Genomic DNA, 15669 nt, shown 5'->3' with positions numbered 1-15669 from the left:
CGCGGACGGGATCGGAGGGCGGGACGGAGCCCCTTCAGCGCCCCGCCAGGCTGCCGCCGCCGTCCACGCCCAGCACCTGCCCTGTGATGAAGCCGGCCTCGTCGCCGAGAAGGAAGGTGACCGCCGCGGCGACGTCCGCCGGCGACCCCAGCCGGCCCATGGGGATGGACGCCAGCGCCTTTTTCTCGGCCTCGCTGCCGGCGGGGTGGCCGTCGCGGAAGAGTTCGGTTTCGATGGGGCCCGGCGAGACGGCATTGACGGTGATGCCGTAGGGCGCCAATTCCAGCGCCCAGGTGCGCGTGCAGCCGATGAGCGCGCTCTTGGCCGCCGAATAGCTGCTGCGGTTGACGCCGCCGTGGGTGGCACGGCTGCAGATGTTGACGATGCGCCCTTCCTTGCGGGCCTTCATGGACGCGACGAACGTCTGCGTGACCTGGACGGCCACCCGCACGTTGAGGTCGAACACCTGGTAGAGCGAGCCCAGGTCGATTTCGCCCAGGGGTTCGGGCCGGACCATGCCCACATTGTTGACCACCGCGTCGACCGGGTATTTTTCGCGGATGACGCGCAGCATGTCTTCGGTTTCGCCGGCATTGCTGAGATCACAGGAATACAGATAGCCGGGAAAATCGATGTCCTGCGTATTGCGCGCCAGCCCCACGACATGGCAGCCCAGATCGGCGAGCCGCTGGCTGATGGCCCAGCCTATTCCCTTGGTCGCACCCGTCACCAGTACACACTTGTTCTTCACGCGATTTCCTCGATTCTGGGATTCATCAGATGCATCGGTGTGTTCAAACCGCAAATTTTGGCACACGCGGCGCGATTGCGCACAACAATTCGTAGCCTATGGTGCCCGCCGCCCTGGCGACTTCGTCGACCGAGGGCCCGCCCTCGCCCCACAGGACGACGCGGCTGCCCACGCGGGCCTGCGGCACGGGCGTGAGGTCGACCATGAGCATGTCCATGGAAACGCGGCCCAGCAAGCGGGTGCGCACGCCGTCCACCGTGACCGGCGTGCCGGTGCCGGCATGGCGCGGATAGCCGTCGGCATAGCCGCAGGCCGCCACGCCGATGCGCATGCCGGCGGGGGCGGTGAAGGTATAGCCATAGCCCACCGAGGCGCCGGCAGGCAGGTCGGCGATGCTGATCAGCTTGGCCGCCAGGGTTTGCGCCGGCAGCAGCCCGAGCTCCTGCGCCGAACGGCCGCCGAAGGGCGAGCCCCCGTACAGGCAGATGCCGGGGCGCACCCATTGGTCCTGGTCGGCCGGCAGCGCGGGCCACAGCGTGGGCGTGAGCGTCGCGGCGGAATTGCACAGGCTGAGCGCCCCCGGCAGGCCGCGGGTCGCTTCCAGGAAAAGGGCCAGCTGCCGGCTGGTGGCCTCCGGGTCGTCGTCGGCCCGGGCGAAATGGCTCATTTTGCCGACGATGTTGACGATGCCGCGCTCATGCAGCGCCTGCAGGCGGCCGAAGGCGTCGCGATACTGGCCGGGCGCGAAGCCCAGGCGGTTCATGCCGCTGTTCAGCTTGACGAAGACGTCCAGCGGCCGGGACACCTTGGACGCGGCCAGGATGTCGATCTGTTCCCGGCAGTGCACGGTCGATGCCAGCCGATACCGGTCGAGCACGGCGACGTCGGCCGGTTCGAACAGGCCTTCGAGCAGCAGCAGGGGCTTGGCCCAGCCCAGGTCGCGGCACAGCACAGCTTCGTCGAAATCCAGCATGGCCAGGCCGTCGGCCTGCGCGAAGGCCGGCACCGCGTTCCGCACCCCGTGGCCGTAGGCATCGGCCTTGATGACCGCCCAGATGTTCGGGCGCTTGCGGCCGTCGCGCGTGCACGCGGCTTCCAGCCCGCGCCCGACGGCGGCCAGGTTGTGGGTCAGGGCGGACAGGGATATCGTCGCCGAAATAGGACGAGGCATGGCAGCTCCAGAATAGAATGGTGAAGTCTAAACCAAGACGAGGCGCATGACGACCTTGACTTATACTGCGCAGCTATGGCCGTCGACCACTACGAGAACTTCCCCGTCGCCTCCCTGCTGCTGCCGCGCCGCCTGCGCGCGGCGGTCACTGATATCTACCGCTACGCCCGCAGCGCGGACGACATCGCCGATGAAGGCGACGCGGCGCCCGAACAGCGGCTGCGGCAGCTGGCGGCCTATCGCGAAGCGCTGGCGCAGATCGGCGGCGGGCGCTTGCCGCCGGACCACCCGCTGGGCGCGGTCTTCGAGCCGCTGTCCGGCACCATCCGCCGGCACGCCCTGCCCCTGCAGCCCTTCTACGACCTGATTTCCGCCTTCGAGCAGGACGTCACGGTGCAGCGCTACGACGGCCTGCCCCAGCTGCTGGACTACTGCCGGCGCTCCGCGAACCCGGTCGGCCGCCTGATGCTGCACCTGTACGGGCGGGCCGACTCCGGCAACTTCGAATGCGCCGACGCGATCTGCACCGGGCTGCAGCTGGCCAACTTCTGGCAGGACGTGGCCATCGATTGGCGCAAGAACCGCCTGTACATCCCTTTGGACGCCTTCGAGCGCCATGGCCTCGCGCCGGACTACATCGGGCGCAGGATGGCGGGCGGGCCCGGGCGGGACGCCGCCGATGCGGCCTGGCAGGCGTTGATGCGCGAGCAGGTCGGCCTGGCGCGGCGCATGCTGCGCTCGGGCATGCCGCTCACCGGGCGCCTGCCGGGCCGCATCGGCTTCGAGCTCAAGCTGGTCGTCCACGGCGGCCTGCGTATCCTGGAACGCCTGGACCAATTACACTACGACATATTCCAACACCATCCGACGCTTGAAAAACGCGATTGGATATTGCTCCTGTGGCGCGCGCTGCGGCCCCTTTCCTAGCGCCCGGGGCGGCACGCCACATCCCACGGTGACCACCAAGCATGACACCCGACGAATACTGCCAGAACAAGGCCGCCCAAAGCGGTTCGAGCTTTTATTACTCTTTTCTGTTCCTGCCGCCGGAACGGCGCAAGGCCATCACCGCCCTGTACGCCTTCTGCCGCGAAGTCGATGACGTCGTCGACGAATGCGAGGAGCACTCGGTGGCGCGCATGAAGCTCGCATGGTGGCGCAGCCAGATCGAAGACATGTACGCCGGCCGCGCCGACCACCCCGTCATGCGCGCCCTGGCGCCGCACGTGCAGCCCTACGGGCTGGACGCCGACCGCCTGTACGCCGTCGTGGAAGGCATGGAAATGGACCTGGACCACGCCCGCTATGCCGACTGGCCCGAGCTGCGCAAATACTGCTGGCATGCGGCCGGCGTGGTGGGCGAGCTCTCGGCCGGCATCTTCGGCTACACCCGCCCCGAAACCCTGGAGTACGCCGAGAAGCTGGGCCTGGCCTTCCAGCTGACCAACATCATCCGCGACGTCGGCGACGACGCGCGGCGCGGGCGGATCTACCTGCCCCAGGAAGACTTGCGTGCCTTCAACGTCAGCGCGGCGGACATCCTGAACCGGCGGTACAGCGACAACTTCGCGGCGCTGATGCGCTTCCAGACGGATCGGGCCCGGCAGTATTATCGCGAAGCCATGCGGGCGCTACCCGAGGAAGACCGTCGCGCGCAACGGCCCGGTCTCTTGATGGCCGCCATCTACCACACCCTGCTGCACGAGATCGAGCGCGATCAGTGGCGGGTGCTCGACCAGCGCATCTCGCTCACGCCCATACGCAAATTCTGGCTGGCATGGAAAACCTGGGTGGGCGGCGGCCGCGGGCTGGTGCGCCGCCTCGGCCGGTGAGGCTTGCCGTGGTGGGCGGCGGCTGGGCCGGCCTGGCCGCCGCCGTCCGCCTGCGGCGGGCCGGCCATGGCGTCGTCGTGTATGAATCCTCCGCCACGCCCGGCGGGCGGGCGCGCCGCGTGCCGTGGCGGCCGGGGGTCGACATCGACAACGGCCAGCACATCCTGCTGGGCGCCTATGCCGCCACGCTGGGCCTCATGCGCGATCTCGGGCTGGACGCCGGGGCCGCCTTCCACCGCATGCCGCTGGCCATCGAATCGGCGGACGGCGGCTTCCGCCTGAAAACGCCCGGCATCGCCGCGCCCTTCCATCTCCTGGCCGGCATATTGTCCGGGCGCGGCATGCGCGCCACGGAACGCCTGTCGCTCATGCGCGCCGTGGCCGCCCTGCGCCTGCGCGGGTGGCGCATGCCGCCCGGCGCCACCGTCGGCGACTGGCTGCTCGCAACCCGGCAATCGCCGCACATGGTCGAGCGCCTCTGGCGGCCGCTCTGCGTGGCGGCCCTGAACACCCCGCCGGACCAGGCATGCGCCGGGCTGTTCGCCCGCGTGCTGCGCGACAGCCTGGGCGGCCGGCGCGAGGCGACCGACATGCTGCTGCCGCGCGTCGACCTGTCGGCCTTGTGGCCCGACCAGGCCGTGCGCCGCCTGGCCGCGGGCCCGGACGGTGCGTCCGCCTGGCGGCCGTCGCACACCGTGCGGCAGCTGGCGGCGGGCGCCGGCCACGTCGAAGTGGACGGAGAATCCTACGACGCCGTCGTGCTGGCCGGAAACGCGGCATCCGTCCGAACGCTGCTGGCGCAGCTGCCCCGCCGGCCCGGCGGCGAGGATTACCTGGGCATGCTGTCGGCCTTCGCCTATCTGCCCATCGCCACGCTCACGCTGCAGCTGAAAGCGGCCTGGCCCGACTCCAGCCCCATGCTCTTGCTGCGGGAAGACCCCGCGCGCCTGCACTTCGGCCAATGGCTGTTCAACCGGCGGGCGTATGCCGCCCCCGGGACGCCGGCGGCCGCCGCGCTGCTGCACGTCGTCGTCAGCGACGCACGCGCCCTGATGGAGCACGACCGCCCGACCGTGATCGCGCGCATCATCGACCAGGTCCGCGAACAGACGCGCGCCCGCGCGCGCCTGCCCGAGGTCCTGGGGCACCATCTCATTGTTGAAAAACGCGCCACCTTCGCCGCCCTGCCCGGTCTGCGCCGCCCGCCCAACACCACGCCCTGGCCGCGCGTCTGGGCGGCGGGCGATTGGACGGATACGTCTTATCCGGCGGTTCTGGAGGGCGCGGTGATCAGCGGGAACCGCGCGGCCGAGGAATTGATGGCGTCGAGGGATCTCGGGGGCTAAGGCCCGTCAACGCCAGAAGGCGGGCGCCACGCGAGGCGTGACCCTTCGCCTCCCCTCTTTACTTCAGCCCGCGCAGCGTGGCGAACCCGGCCGCCGTCAACAGCAGGCTGCCGAACAGGCTGGCGCCGGCATAGAGCAGCGCCTGCCCGAACTCGCCGCGTTCGAGCAAGCCGTAGACCTCGCCGGAAAACGTGGAAAACGTCGTCAGGCCGCCCAGGAAGCCGGTGATGAGGAATAGCCGCAGCCAGGCCGGCACTTCCGGCCACTGCAGCAGCACCGCGAGGATCAGCCCGACCAGATAGCCGCCGGCCAGGTTGGCCGCCAACGTGCCCCAAGGCAAGGCCGCATGCGCGGTATTCAGCCACAAACCCAGCAGCCAGCGCAGCACCGCGCCGATGGCCGCACCCACGCCGACCGCCAGGAAATGCCCGAAGGTCAGCATGATGCGCCCCGATCAGGCCTGGGCCGCCACGTGGCGCTTGATGTAGTCGCGCACCAGCTCGGCGTCGCAGTCCATGACCTCGACACGCTGCGGCAGCCGGGCCAGCCCCTGCAAATGCGCGGGGATGGGCGCGGGCTTGCCGATGGCTTCTTGGATGGTCTCGCCGAACTTGGCCGGCAAGGCGGTTTCGAGCACCAGCATGGGGATGCCCTCTTCCACATGGCCGGCGCCGACCTTGACGCCGTCGGCCGTGTGCGGGTCGATGAGCACCCCGGTTTCTTCATAGACCTGCCGGATGGTGGCCAGCCGGTCGGCATGGGTGCTGGCCCCGGCGACGAAACCGTAACGCGATTCGAACAAGGGCTTCAGGCCGCTGAGATCGAAGGCGCCGGTTTCGTCCAGCTGCTTCCAGCAGGCCTTGACCTTGCCGGCGTCCTGGTCCACGAGATCGAAGACGAAGCGCTCGAAGTTCGAGGCGCGGGAGATGTCCATGGACGGGCTGGACGTGGCGTGGGTCTGCTCGGCCGAACGCGGGCGGTAGACGCCGGTGCGGAAGAATTCTTCGAGCACGTTGTTCTCGTTGGTGGCCAGCACCAGGCGCCGGATCGGCAAGCCCATCCGGCGGGCGATGTGCCCGGACAGGATGTTGCCGAAATTGCCCGACGGGACCGTGAACGACACCTGCGCCCCCGCCGCCGTCGTGGCGCGCAGCCAGCCCCAGAAGTAATAGACCACCTGCGCGGCGATGCGCGCCCAATTGATGGAGTTGACGGCGCCCAGCCGGTAGCGCGACTTGAAGTCCAGGTCGCCCGCCAGCGCCTTGACGATGTCCTGGCAGTCGTCGAACACGCCCTTGAGCGCCAGGTTGTGGATGTTCTCGTCCTGCAGGGAATACATCTGGGCGCGCTGGAACTCGCTCATGCGGCCATGCGGCGACAGCATGAAGACGTTCACGCCGCGCTTGCCGCGCAAGGCGTATTCGGCGGCGGAACCGGTATCGCCGGACGTCGCGCCCAGGATGTTCAGCGTGGCGTTGCGCTTGCCCAGCACGTATTCGAAGACCTGGCCCAGGAACTGCATCGCCATGTCCTTGAAGGCCAGCGTCGGGCCTTCGGACAGGCCGAGCAGCGTCAGGCCGCGATTCAGCGGCTTCAGGGGCACGATTTGTTCGCTGCCGAACACCGAGGCGTTGTAGGCGGCCCGCGTCAGGGCCAGGAGGTCGTCGCGGGGAATGTCGTCGATGTACAGCCTCAGGATCTCCGCGGCCAGTTCGGCGTAGGAAAGCGCCCGCCAGGACTCCAGGGTGTCGGCATCGACGGCGGGAAAGCGCTCCGGCAGCGCGAGGCCGCCGTCGGGCGCCAGGCCTTCGAGCAGGATGTCGGAGAACGATTGCGGCGCCATGCCGCCGCGGGTGGAACGGTATTTCATATCAGGTGCTCCATGCGCAGGCGCGTGACGTCGGAATGCACGAAAGCCAGGGCGCCGATGCGCTGCAAGGCGCTGTCGATGTCGCCTTCGCGCGCCTCGTGCGTCAGGAAGATGATGTCGGCTTCGGTTTCGCCGTGCGGCTCCTGGATCATGGACCCTATGGAAATGCCGACGTCGGCCAGTATGCGGGCGATGTCGGCCAGTACGCCGGGGCGGTCCAGCACGCGCATGCGCAGATAATACGAGGAACGGACTTCTTCGATGGGCAGTATGGGCGTGTCGTCCAGCGCGTCGGGCTGGAAGGCCAGATAGGGAACCCGGTGCTCCGGGTCGGCCGTCTGCAGGCGGGTGACGTCGACCAGGTCGGCGACCACCGCGGACGCCGTGGGCAGCTCGCCGGCTCCCTGGCCGTAATACAGCGTGGGGCCGACCATGTCGCCGCTGACCAGCACCGCGTTCATGGCGCCTTCGACGTTGGCCAGCAGGCGCTCGGCGGGCACCAGGGTGGGGTGCACCCGCAGTTCGATGCCGTCGTTGCGCCGGCGCGTGAAGCCCAGCAGCTTGATGCGATAGCCCAGGCGCTCGGCATGGACGATGTCTTCGCGGGCCAGGCTGGAAATGCCCTCGATGTGGGCTTTGTCGAACTGCACCGGCACGCCGAACGCCAGCGAGGCAAGCAGCGTGAGCTTGTGCGCGGCGTCCACGCCCTCGATGTCGAAGGTGGGGTCGGCTTCCGCATAGCCCAGCCGCTGCGCTTCGGCCAGCACTTCATTGAAGGACAGCCCGCGCGCGCGCATTTCCGACAGGATGAAATTGGTCGTGCCGTTGATGATGCCGGCCAGCCACTGGATGCGATTGGCCGTCAGGCCTTCGCGTATCGCCTTGATGATGGGGATGCCGCCGGCCACGGCGGCTTCGAAGGCCACCATGACGCCTTTCTGGTGCGCGGCGGCGAAGATTTCATTGCCGTGCTTGGCCAGCAAGGCCTTGTTGGCCGTCACGACGTGCTTGCCCCGGGCGATGGCCTCCATGACCAGTTCGCGGGCCAGGGTGTCGCCGCCGATGATCTCGACGACGATGTCGATGTCGGGCCGGCGCACGACCTCGAAGCCGTCGCGGCAGACCTGCGCCTGGTCGCCCACCAGTTTTCTCGCCTTTTCGACGTCACGGACGGCGATGGCCGAGACCTCGATGCGCCGGCCGGCGCGGCGCGCGATCTCTTCGGCATTGCGCGTCAATACCTTCCAGGTGCCGCCCCCGACGACGCCCAGCCCCAGCAAACCAACTTTAATAGGACTCATTTACCCGATCCGTACTTGCGGAAAAAACGCTGAAAAAACGCTTATTGTAGCCAAGCGCCGCCCCGGCCTACCTGCCCATGCCGTCTTTGCGGAACATGTCCTTGATGCCGCGCACCGCCTGGCGGATCCGCTGCTCGTTTTCGATCAGGGCGAAGCGCACGTAGTCGTCGCCGTATTCGCCGAAGCCCACGCCCGGCGACACCGCCACCTTGGCGTCGGCCAGCAGGCGCTTGGAGAATTCCAGCGAGCCCATGCCCTGGTAGAAATCGGGGATCTTGGCCCAGATGTACATGGACGCCTTGGGAATGTCGACGGGCCAGCCCGCTTCGTGCAGGCCCTTGGCCAGGACGTCGCGCCGCAGCCGGTATTGCTCCACGACCTCTGCGACGCAGTCCTGCGGGCCTTCGAGCGCAGCGATGGACGCGACCTGGATGGGCGTGAACGTGCCGTAGTCGTGGTAGCTCTTGATGCGCGCGAGCGCGTTGACCAGCTCCTGGTTCCCGACCATGAAGCCCACCCGCCAGCCGGCCATGTTGTAGCTCTTGCTCATGGTGAAGAACTCGACCGCCACGTCGCGCGCGCCTTCCACCTGCATGATGGACGGGGCCACGTAGCCGTCGAAGGTGATGTCCGCATAGGCCAGGTCGTGCACCACCAGGATGTTGTGCTCGCGCGCCAGCGCGACGATGCGCTCGAAGAAGGACAGGTCCACGCACTGCGCCGTGGGATTGCTGGGGAAGCCCAGGATCATCATCTTGGGCTTGGGTATGCTTTCGCGCACGGCGCGCTCGATTTCCTCGAAGAAGTCCAGCCCCGGCGTCATCGGCACCGAACGGATGTTCGCGCCCGCGATGACCGCGCCGTAGATGTGGATGGGGTAGCTGGGGTTGGGCACCAGCACCGTGTCGCCGCGGTCCAGCGTGGCCAGCATGAGGTGGGCCAGGCCTTCTTTCGAGCCTATGGTGACGATGGCCTCGCTGTCGGGGTCGATCTGCACGCCGTAGCGCCGCTCGTACCAGCCCGAAATGGCCTTGCGCAGCCGCGGGATGCCCTTGGAGACGGAATAGCCGTGGGTGTCGGGCCGCGAGGCCGCCTCGACGAGCTTGTCCACGATGTGCCGCGGAGTGGGGCCGTCGGGGTTGCCCATGGACATGTCGATGATGTCCTCGCCGCGCCGTCGCGCCGCCATCTTGAGTTCGCCGGTTATATTGAACACGTAGGGCGGCAAACGCTCTATGCGAGGAAAGTTCGTCATGATGGTCCTTGGGTCTGTAGACGGAAATGGTGAGGGTGTGCAGTGCAGCAAAATGAGTAATCTAGCGCAAGCCGTCGCCTGCGGCAAATGGCGAACAAGTTTAATCCATCCTATGAAAACGAGCTTTGCGCTATCATCAAGTTGACTTGGGGAGTAACCAGTGCAATTGCAAAGCGAATCCAATCCCGCCCTCAATACCGTGACGGCGTTCCGGGACGACCACATCGAGATAAACGAAACGGCCTATACTCATGCCGTCTATTTCGCCCCCGAAGGGGAAATCCACGAATGGAAGGTGTCCTCGGCGGCCGACATCACCACCGCGGTCCTGCGCGACATCGCCGGCCTGCAGGACGAAAAGGCCGATCCCATGGCGTTTCTGGACGACTCCGCAGCACCGCAAAAGCCGCCGGACGCCCCCGAGGTCATCCTCATCGGCACGGGCCGCAAGCAGTACCTGCTGCCCGCCCGGGTGACGGCGCCCATCCTCAGGCTGGGCATAGGGATAGAATCCATGAGCACCCAGGCGGCCGCCCGAACCTACAATATTCTGATGTCCGAAGGGCGGCGCGTGATCGTGGCCCTTCTACCCTACAAGGAGCCCGCATGAGCCAGGTCACCGTCGGCAAGCCCATACCCGCATTCACCGCCGCCAGCACGCAAGGGGAAGTCGGCGCCCAGGGCCTGCGCGGCCACCTCACCGTGCTGTACTTCTATCCCAAGGACAACACGCCGGGCTGCACCACGCAGGCCCAGGGCTTCCGCGACCGCTACCAGGATTTCGTCGATGCGGGATGCCAGATCATCGGCGTATCGCGCGATTCCCTGAAGTCCCACGCCGGCTTCACCGAGAAGCAGGACCTGCCCTTCCCCCTGATCGCCGACGAAGACGAAAGCCTGTGCCAGCTCTTCGGCGTCATGAAGATGAAAAACATGTACGGTAAACAAGTGCGCGGCATCGAACGCAGCACCTTCCTCATCGACGAGCACGGCGTGCTGCAGCGCGAATGGCGCGGCCTCAAGGTGCCGGGCCACGTCGACGACGTCCTGCAGGCCGTGCAGGCGGCCAGGGGCTGAGCCGCCCGCCCGTGCCAGGACCTCAAAAATTTTCAGGAGCTAAGACCCTTATGCCGCTACCCAAGTTGCCAACACGCATGGGCGCCACGGTTGCCATCGACACCACAGAACCGCCCATCGCCGTCAAAGCCAAGGCAACTGCCCCCCGCCCGGCCGGCAAGGCCGCGGCGCCCGCTCCCGCGGCGCCGCAGGCGGGCCCTGCTTCAACCGCGCTGCCGGTCCAGCCGCCGGCCGTGGCCGACGCCATCAAGCCTGAAATCACCGCCGCCGAACCGGCGCCCGTCGCCCAGGCGCGCACGCCCTCGAAAAGAAAGCGGCTGGCGGCGTCCAAGCGCAAGCTGTTCGTGCTGGACACCAACGTCCTGCTGCACGATTCCAACTCGCTCTTCAAGTTCGAAGAGCACGACATCTTCCTGCCCATGATCGTCCTGGAAGAGCTCGACCATCAAAAGAAAGGCATGTCGGAAGTGGCGCGCAACGCCCGGCAGGTCAGCCGTTCGCTGGACGGCCTGGTCAGCGGAACCAAGGACCTGGAAGCCGGCGTGGACCTGGACGCCCTCGGCAACGCCGAGGCCCTGGGGCGGTTGCACCTGCAGACGACGGCGCTGGAATCCAAGCTGCCCATCGACCTGCCCCCGGGCAAGGCCGACAACGCCATACTCTGCGTCGTGCACGCGCTGCAGCGCATCCACGACAAGCGCGAAGTCATCCTGGTGTCCAAGGACATCAACATGCGGCTCAAGGCCCGCTCGCTGGGCCTGGAAGCCGAGGACTACCTGAGCGACCACGTGCTGGACGACTCCGACCTGCTCTATGACGGCGTCATGCCGTTGCCGGAGAACTTCTGGCTCAAGCACGGCAAGGACGTCGAATCCTGGCAGCAGGGCGGCACCACGTATTACCGCATCCGCGGCCCGCTGTGCTCGGAATTCATCGTCAACGAGTTCGTCTACTTCGACGGCGACCTCCCCCTGCAGGCCCAGGTGAAGGAAGTCAGCGGCAAGAGCGCGGTGCTCGCCACCCTGCGCGACTACAGCCACGGCAAGAACAACGTCTGGGGCATCACGGCCAGGAACCGCGAACAGAACTTCGCACTCAACCTGCTCATGAACCCCGATTGCGACTTCGTATCGCTGCTGGGCCAGGCGGGCACCGGCAAGACCCTGCTGGCCCTGGCCAGCGGGCTCACCCAGACGCTCGAAACCAAGCGCTACAACGAGATCATCATCACCCGCGCCACCGTGCCGGTCGGCGACGACATCGGCTTCCTGCCGGGCACCGAAGAAGAAAAAATGCTGCCCTGGATGGGCGCGCTGGAAGACAACCTCGAAGTGCTGCACCTGGGCGCGGGCAATGCCGAATTCGGCGGCGGCTCGGGGCCGGACTGGCCCAAGAACTCCACCATGGAGCTGATACGCTCGCGCATCAAGGTGAAGTCGCTCAATTTCATGCGCGGCCGCACCTTCCTGAACAAATTCCTGATCATCGACGAAGCGCAGAACCTCACGCCCAAGCAAATGAAGACGCTGGTCACCCGCGCCGGCCCCGGCACCAAGATCGTCTGCCTGGGCAACATCGCCCAGATCGACACCCCCTACCTGACGGAAGGCAGCTCGGGGCTGACCTATGTGGTGGACCGCTTCAAGGGCTGGCCGCATGCCGGCCACATCACGCTGCAGCGCGGCGAACGCTCGCGGCTGGCCGACTACGCAAGCGAGGCGCTCTGAGCATGGACGCGCCCAGCGGGCCCATCGGCATCACCATGGGCGACGCCGCCGGCATAGGCCCGGAAATCATCGCCAAGCTGTTCGACGGCGGCCTGCCCCATCCTTCCGTCGTCTATGGCGACGCGGGCATCCTGGACGCCGCCATCGCGCGGCTGGGCCTGGCGGGCAGGCTGCGGGTCGAGCTCGTCGGCGAGCCGGATGCCGCGACCGGCGCGCCGGGCGCGGTGCCGGTGCTGAACCGCTGGCAGGCCCTGCCGCCCGACCTGCCTCCGGGCCGGCCCGACCCGCGCGCCGGGCGGGCCGCCTACGAATTCCTTTGCCACGCCATCGACGACGCGCTGGCCGGCAAGCTGCGCGCCATCGTGACGGCTCCGCTCAATAAAAAGACCATGCAGGCGGGCGGCGCCGACTACCCGGGCCACACCGAGATCCTGGCCGAGCGCAGCGGCACGCAACACTATGCCATGATGCTGGCCAACCAGGAATTGCGCGTGATCCTGGTCACCATACACGTGCCCTTGCGGCGCGTCAGCGAACTCATCACCATCGACAACGAACTCGAAACCATACGGCTGGCGCATCGCGCCTGCCGGCAGGCCGGGATCGCATCGCCCCGCGTGGCGGTCGCCGGGCTCAACCCCCATGCCGGGGAAGACGGCCGGTTCGGCCGGGAAGACCTGGACATCATCGCCCCCGCCGTTGAACTGGCCCGCCGCGAAGGCGTGGACGCCACCGGCCCCTGGCCGGGCGACACCATATTCATGCGCGCCCGGCGCGGCGAGTTCGACATCGTGGTGGCGCAATACCACGACCAGGGCCTGATACCGGTCAAGTACCTGGGCGTGGACGAAGGCGTGAACGTGACGGTGGGCCTGCCCTTCGTGCGCACCAGCGTCGACCACGGCACCGCCTTCGACATCGCCGGGCGGGGCATCGCCGACCCGGGGTCGCTGCGCGCGGCGTACGACCTGGCCCTCGGCATGACCCGGGGGCCGGGCCCCTTGGCTTAGCACCCCGCCAACGTTGGCGGGCCCTAGCCGCCCATGCCCGAGGTGAAATTCAGGAAGCGGGTGCTCGAGCCCTGGAAAGTCAGGCGCACGGTTCCGATGGGACCGTTGCGCTGCTTGCCGATGATGATCTCGGCCGTGCCCTTGTCGGGGGAATCCGGGTTGTAGACTTCGTCGCGATAGATGAACAGGATCAGGTCGGCGTCCTGTTCGATGGCGCCGGATTCGCGCAGATCGCTCATCACGGGGCGCTTGTTGGGCCGCTGCTCCAGGCTGCGGTTCAGCTGCGACAAGGCGATCAGCGGGCAGTTCAGCTCCTTGGCCAGGCCCTTCAGCGAGCGGCTGATCTCGGAAATTTCGGTCGCCCGGTTCTCGCCGGCCGAACTGGCGGACATGAGCTGCATGTAGTCGATGATGATCAGGCCCAGCTGGCCGCACTGGCGCGCCAGCCGCCTGGCGCGCGCCCGGACTTCCATGGAGGACAGCGCCGGGGTCTCGTCGATGTAGATCTGCGCTTCCTGCACCTGCTGCACGGCATGGGTCAGCCGCGGCCAGTCGTCGGCGGTGAGCTTGCCCGTGCGCATGCGGTGCTGGTCCAGCATGCCCACGGAGCCGACCATGCGCATGGCCAGCTGCACCGCGCCCATTTCCATGGAGAACACCGCCACCGGCAGCCCCTGCTCGATCGCCACGTGCTCGCCGATGTTCATGGAGAAAGAGGTCTTGCCCATGGACGGGCGGCCCGCGACGATGACCAGGTCGCCCGGCTGCAGGCCGGAAGTCATGCGGTCGAGGTCGGTGAACCCCGTCGGCACGCCGGTGACGTCGGAATCGCCTTCGCGGTGGTAGAGCTCGTCGATGCGCTCGACCACCTGCGTCAGCAAAGGCTGGATGTCCTGGAAGCCGGTGGCGCCGCGCGCGCCTTCCTGGGCGATCTGGAACACCCTGGATTCGGCTTCGTCCAGCAATTGCCGGGCTTCCTTGCCCTGCGGGTTGAAGGCCGCCGCGGCGATCTCGTCGGCCACCGAAACCAGCTTGCGCAGCATGGAGCGCTCGCGGACGATCTCGGCATAGCGGCGGATGTTGGCCGCCGAAGGCGTATTGTGGGCCAGCGCGTTCAGGTAGGACAGCCCGCCGACTTCTTCGGCCTTGCCCGCGCTGGCCAGCGACTCGTTCACGGTCACCACGTCGGCGGGCCGGGCCAGCCCGATCAGGCGGGTGATGTGGTGCCAGATGATCTTGTGGTCGAAGCGATAGAAGTCGTCTTCGTTCAGGACGTCGGTCACGCGGTCGAACGCGCTGTTGTCCAGCAGCAAGCCGCCCAGCACGGACTGCTCGGCCTCCACCGAATGGGGCGGCACGCGCAGATACTCCAGCTGCGGGTCGTTGGTCATCTTCTTGCTGTCCACTTCGGGCTCCGGCAAATACAGGAAAAGCAAATGGAAAAAGCCGGCGCGAGCCGGCTTTTTGCTTGCGGCCGCGGCATCGCCTTCAAGTGAAGGAATGTACCACGGAGGCAGGACGGATCAGGCCACTTCGCCTTGCACCACCACGGTGATGTCGGCCACCACGTCGGTGTGCAGCGCGATCTGGACCGGGTATTCGCCAACGGCCTTCAGCGCGCCGTCGGGCAGGCGGACTTGCGTCTTTTCGACGCCGGCAAAGCCGGCCTGAGCCAGCGCGGCGGCGATGTCCATGGTCGTGACCGAGCCGAAAAGACGGCCGTCGACGCCCGCCTTTTGCGTGATGGTGATGCTTTGACCGCTCAGCTTCTCGCCGACCGATTGGGCGGCGGCAAGCTTTTCGGCCTGGGCTTTTTCCAGTTCGGCGCGGCGCGCTTCGAATTCCTTGAGCGCGGCATCGGTCGCGCGGCGGGCGATGCGCTGGGGAATCAGGTAATTGCGGGCATAGCCGTCGCGCACGCGCACGACGTCACCGAGGTTACCCAGATTGATGACTTTTTCGAGCAGAATGACTTGCATGACGATAGGCCTCGGATTAGTTGTGGTTGTCAGTGTAGGGCAACAGGGCCAGGAAGCGCGCGCGCTTGATGGCGGTGTCGAGCTGACGCTGATAGTGAGCCTTGGTGCCGGTCAAACGCGCAGGGATGATCTTGCCGTTTTCCTGGATGAAATCACGCAGGGTGTCCAGATCCTTGTAGTCGATTTCGTCGACGTTGGCCGCGGTGAAGCGGCAGAACTTGCGACGCTTGAACAGCGGATTCTGTTGGGTGAACTTGCGTTTTTCCTTGCCTTTCTTGAAGTAAGCCATGATGTGCCTCTTTAATGCCCGGACCGAGCCGAGCCGTATATTCCATGCGCCTGGGGCGATG

The 15669-nt window shown here is 67.0% G+C and carries 16 protein-coding genes; 7 read left to right on the top strand and 9 right to left on the bottom strand.

The genetic code is table 11. The annotated features are described in order from the left end of the window. Positions 1–34: 34 nt before the first annotated feature. On the bottom strand, positions 35–751 hold the full coding sequence (locus tag H0A72_RS20385; protein WP_180158354.1) for an SDR family oxidoreductase: 717 nt from the start codon (positions 749–751) through the stop codon (positions 35–37). 43 nt (positions 752–794) lie between these two features. Continuing rightward, positions 795–1922 (bottom strand): alanine racemase, encoded by a 1128-nt coding sequence (gene alr, locus H0A72_RS20380; RefSeq protein ID WP_180158353.1) that lies wholly within the window; start codon positions 1920–1922, stop codon positions 795–797. 75 nt (positions 1923–1997) lie between these two features. Between alr and hpnC the strand changes: the two genes are divergently transcribed. Genes hpnC through hpnE form a run of 3 tightly spaced genes read left to right on the top strand, consistent with a single transcriptional unit; the run spans position 1998 to position 5100 of the window. After that, on the top strand, positions 1998–2849 hold the full coding sequence (gene hpnC / locus H0A72_RS20375) for a squalene synthase HpnC (RefSeq protein ID WP_180158352.1): 852 nt from the start codon (positions 1998–2000) through the stop codon (positions 2847–2849). 41 nt (positions 2850–2890) lie between these two features. Further along, complete coding sequence (gene hpnD, locus H0A72_RS20370; protein ID WP_180158351.1) at positions 2891–3754, top strand: presqualene diphosphate synthase HpnD; 864 nt, start codon at positions 2891–2893, stop codon at positions 3752–3754. Continuing rightward, entirely contained in the window at positions 3751–5100 is a 1350-nt protein-coding gene (hpnE, locus tag H0A72_RS20365; RefSeq protein WP_180158386.1) for a hydroxysqualene dehydroxylase HpnE, read from the top strand. The genes hpnD and hpnE overlap by 4 nt, the downstream gene beginning before the upstream one ends. Before the next feature lie 58 nt (positions 5101–5158). Here hpnE and crcB read toward each other — a convergent pair whose 3' ends face one another. The 4 genes from crcB to alaC form a co-directional block, all read right to left on the bottom strand. Further along, positions 5159–5542 carry a fluoride efflux transporter CrcB gene (crcB, locus tag H0A72_RS20360; RefSeq protein ID WP_180158350.1) on the bottom strand — a complete coding sequence of 128 codons (384 nt, stop codon included), beginning with the start codon at positions 5540–5542 and terminating at the stop codon, positions 5159–5161. 12 nt (positions 5543–5554) lie between these two features. After that, complete coding sequence (gene thrC, locus H0A72_RS20355) at positions 5555–6970, bottom strand: threonine synthase (RefSeq protein WP_180158349.1); 1416 nt, start codon at positions 6968–6970, stop codon at positions 5555–5557. Next, complete coding sequence (locus H0A72_RS20350; protein WP_180158348.1) at positions 6967–8271, bottom strand: homoserine dehydrogenase; 1305 nt, start codon at positions 8269–8271, stop codon at positions 6967–6969. Before H0A72_RS20350 ends, thrC begins: the two co-directional genes overlap by 4 nt. A gap of 67 nt (positions 8272–8338) precedes the next feature. After that, positions 8339–9526: an alanine transaminase gene (alaC, locus tag H0A72_RS20345; protein ID WP_180158347.1), complete on the bottom strand. Its 1188-nt coding sequence runs from the start codon at positions 9524–9526 to the stop codon at positions 8339–8341. A 160-nt stretch (positions 9527–9686) separates the two neighbouring features. Between alaC and H0A72_RS20340 the strand changes: the two genes are divergently transcribed. From H0A72_RS20340 to pdxA, 4 genes are read left to right on the top strand one after another with little or no spacing between them, the layout of a single operon-like run. Next, the gene (locus H0A72_RS20340; protein ID WP_180158346.1) at positions 9687–10136 is read left to right on the top strand and encodes an MTH938/NDUFAF3 family protein; all 450 of its coding nucleotides are present in this window, start codon (positions 9687–9689) and stop codon (positions 10134–10136) included. Continuing rightward, positions 10133–10603 carry a peroxiredoxin gene (locus H0A72_RS20335; protein ID WP_180158345.1) on the top strand — a complete coding sequence of 157 codons (471 nt, stop codon included), beginning with the start codon at positions 10133–10135 and terminating at the stop codon, positions 10601–10603. The genes H0A72_RS20340 and H0A72_RS20335 overlap by 4 nt, the downstream gene beginning before the upstream one ends. Positions 10604–10653: 50 nt before the next feature. Next, positions 10654–12330, top strand: coding sequence for a PhoH family protein (locus tag H0A72_RS20330; protein WP_180158344.1), 1677 nt, complete (start codon positions 10654–10656; stop codon positions 12328–12330). Between the two features lie 2 nt (positions 12331–12332). Beyond that, entirely contained in the window at positions 12333–13340 is a 1008-nt protein-coding gene (pdxA, locus tag H0A72_RS20325; protein ID WP_180158343.1) for a 4-hydroxythreonine-4-phosphate dehydrogenase PdxA, read from the top strand. Positions 13341–13363: 23 nt separating this feature from the next. On the opposite strand, the gene H0A72_RS20320 is transcribed toward pdxA, so the two are convergent. The 3 genes from H0A72_RS20320 to rpsR all read right to left on the bottom strand — a co-directional run bounded on the left by H0A72_RS20320 (position 13364) and on the right by rpsR (position 15608). Then, complete coding sequence (locus tag H0A72_RS20320) at positions 13364–14731, bottom strand: replicative DNA helicase (RefSeq protein WP_180158385.1); 1368 nt, start codon at positions 14729–14731, stop codon at positions 13364–13366. 132 nt (positions 14732–14863) lie between these two features. Next, positions 14864–15319: a 50S ribosomal protein L9 gene (rplI, locus tag H0A72_RS20315; RefSeq protein WP_180158342.1), complete on the bottom strand. Its 456-nt coding sequence runs from the start codon at positions 15317–15319 to the stop codon at positions 14864–14866. Positions 15320–15335: 16 nt separating this feature from the next. Continuing rightward, entirely contained in the window at positions 15336–15608 is a 273-nt protein-coding gene (rpsR, locus tag H0A72_RS20310) for a 30S ribosomal protein S18 (RefSeq protein WP_180068302.1), read from the bottom strand. Positions 15609–15669 lie beyond the last annotated feature (61 nt).

Source organism: Parapusillimonas granuli (genome assembly GCF_013416525.1).
Taxonomy (GTDB): domain Bacteria; phylum Pseudomonadota; class Gammaproteobacteria; order Burkholderiales; family Burkholderiaceae_B; genus Parapusillimonas; species Parapusillimonas granuli.
This window is presented reverse-complemented; position numbering and strand designations above follow the sequence as displayed.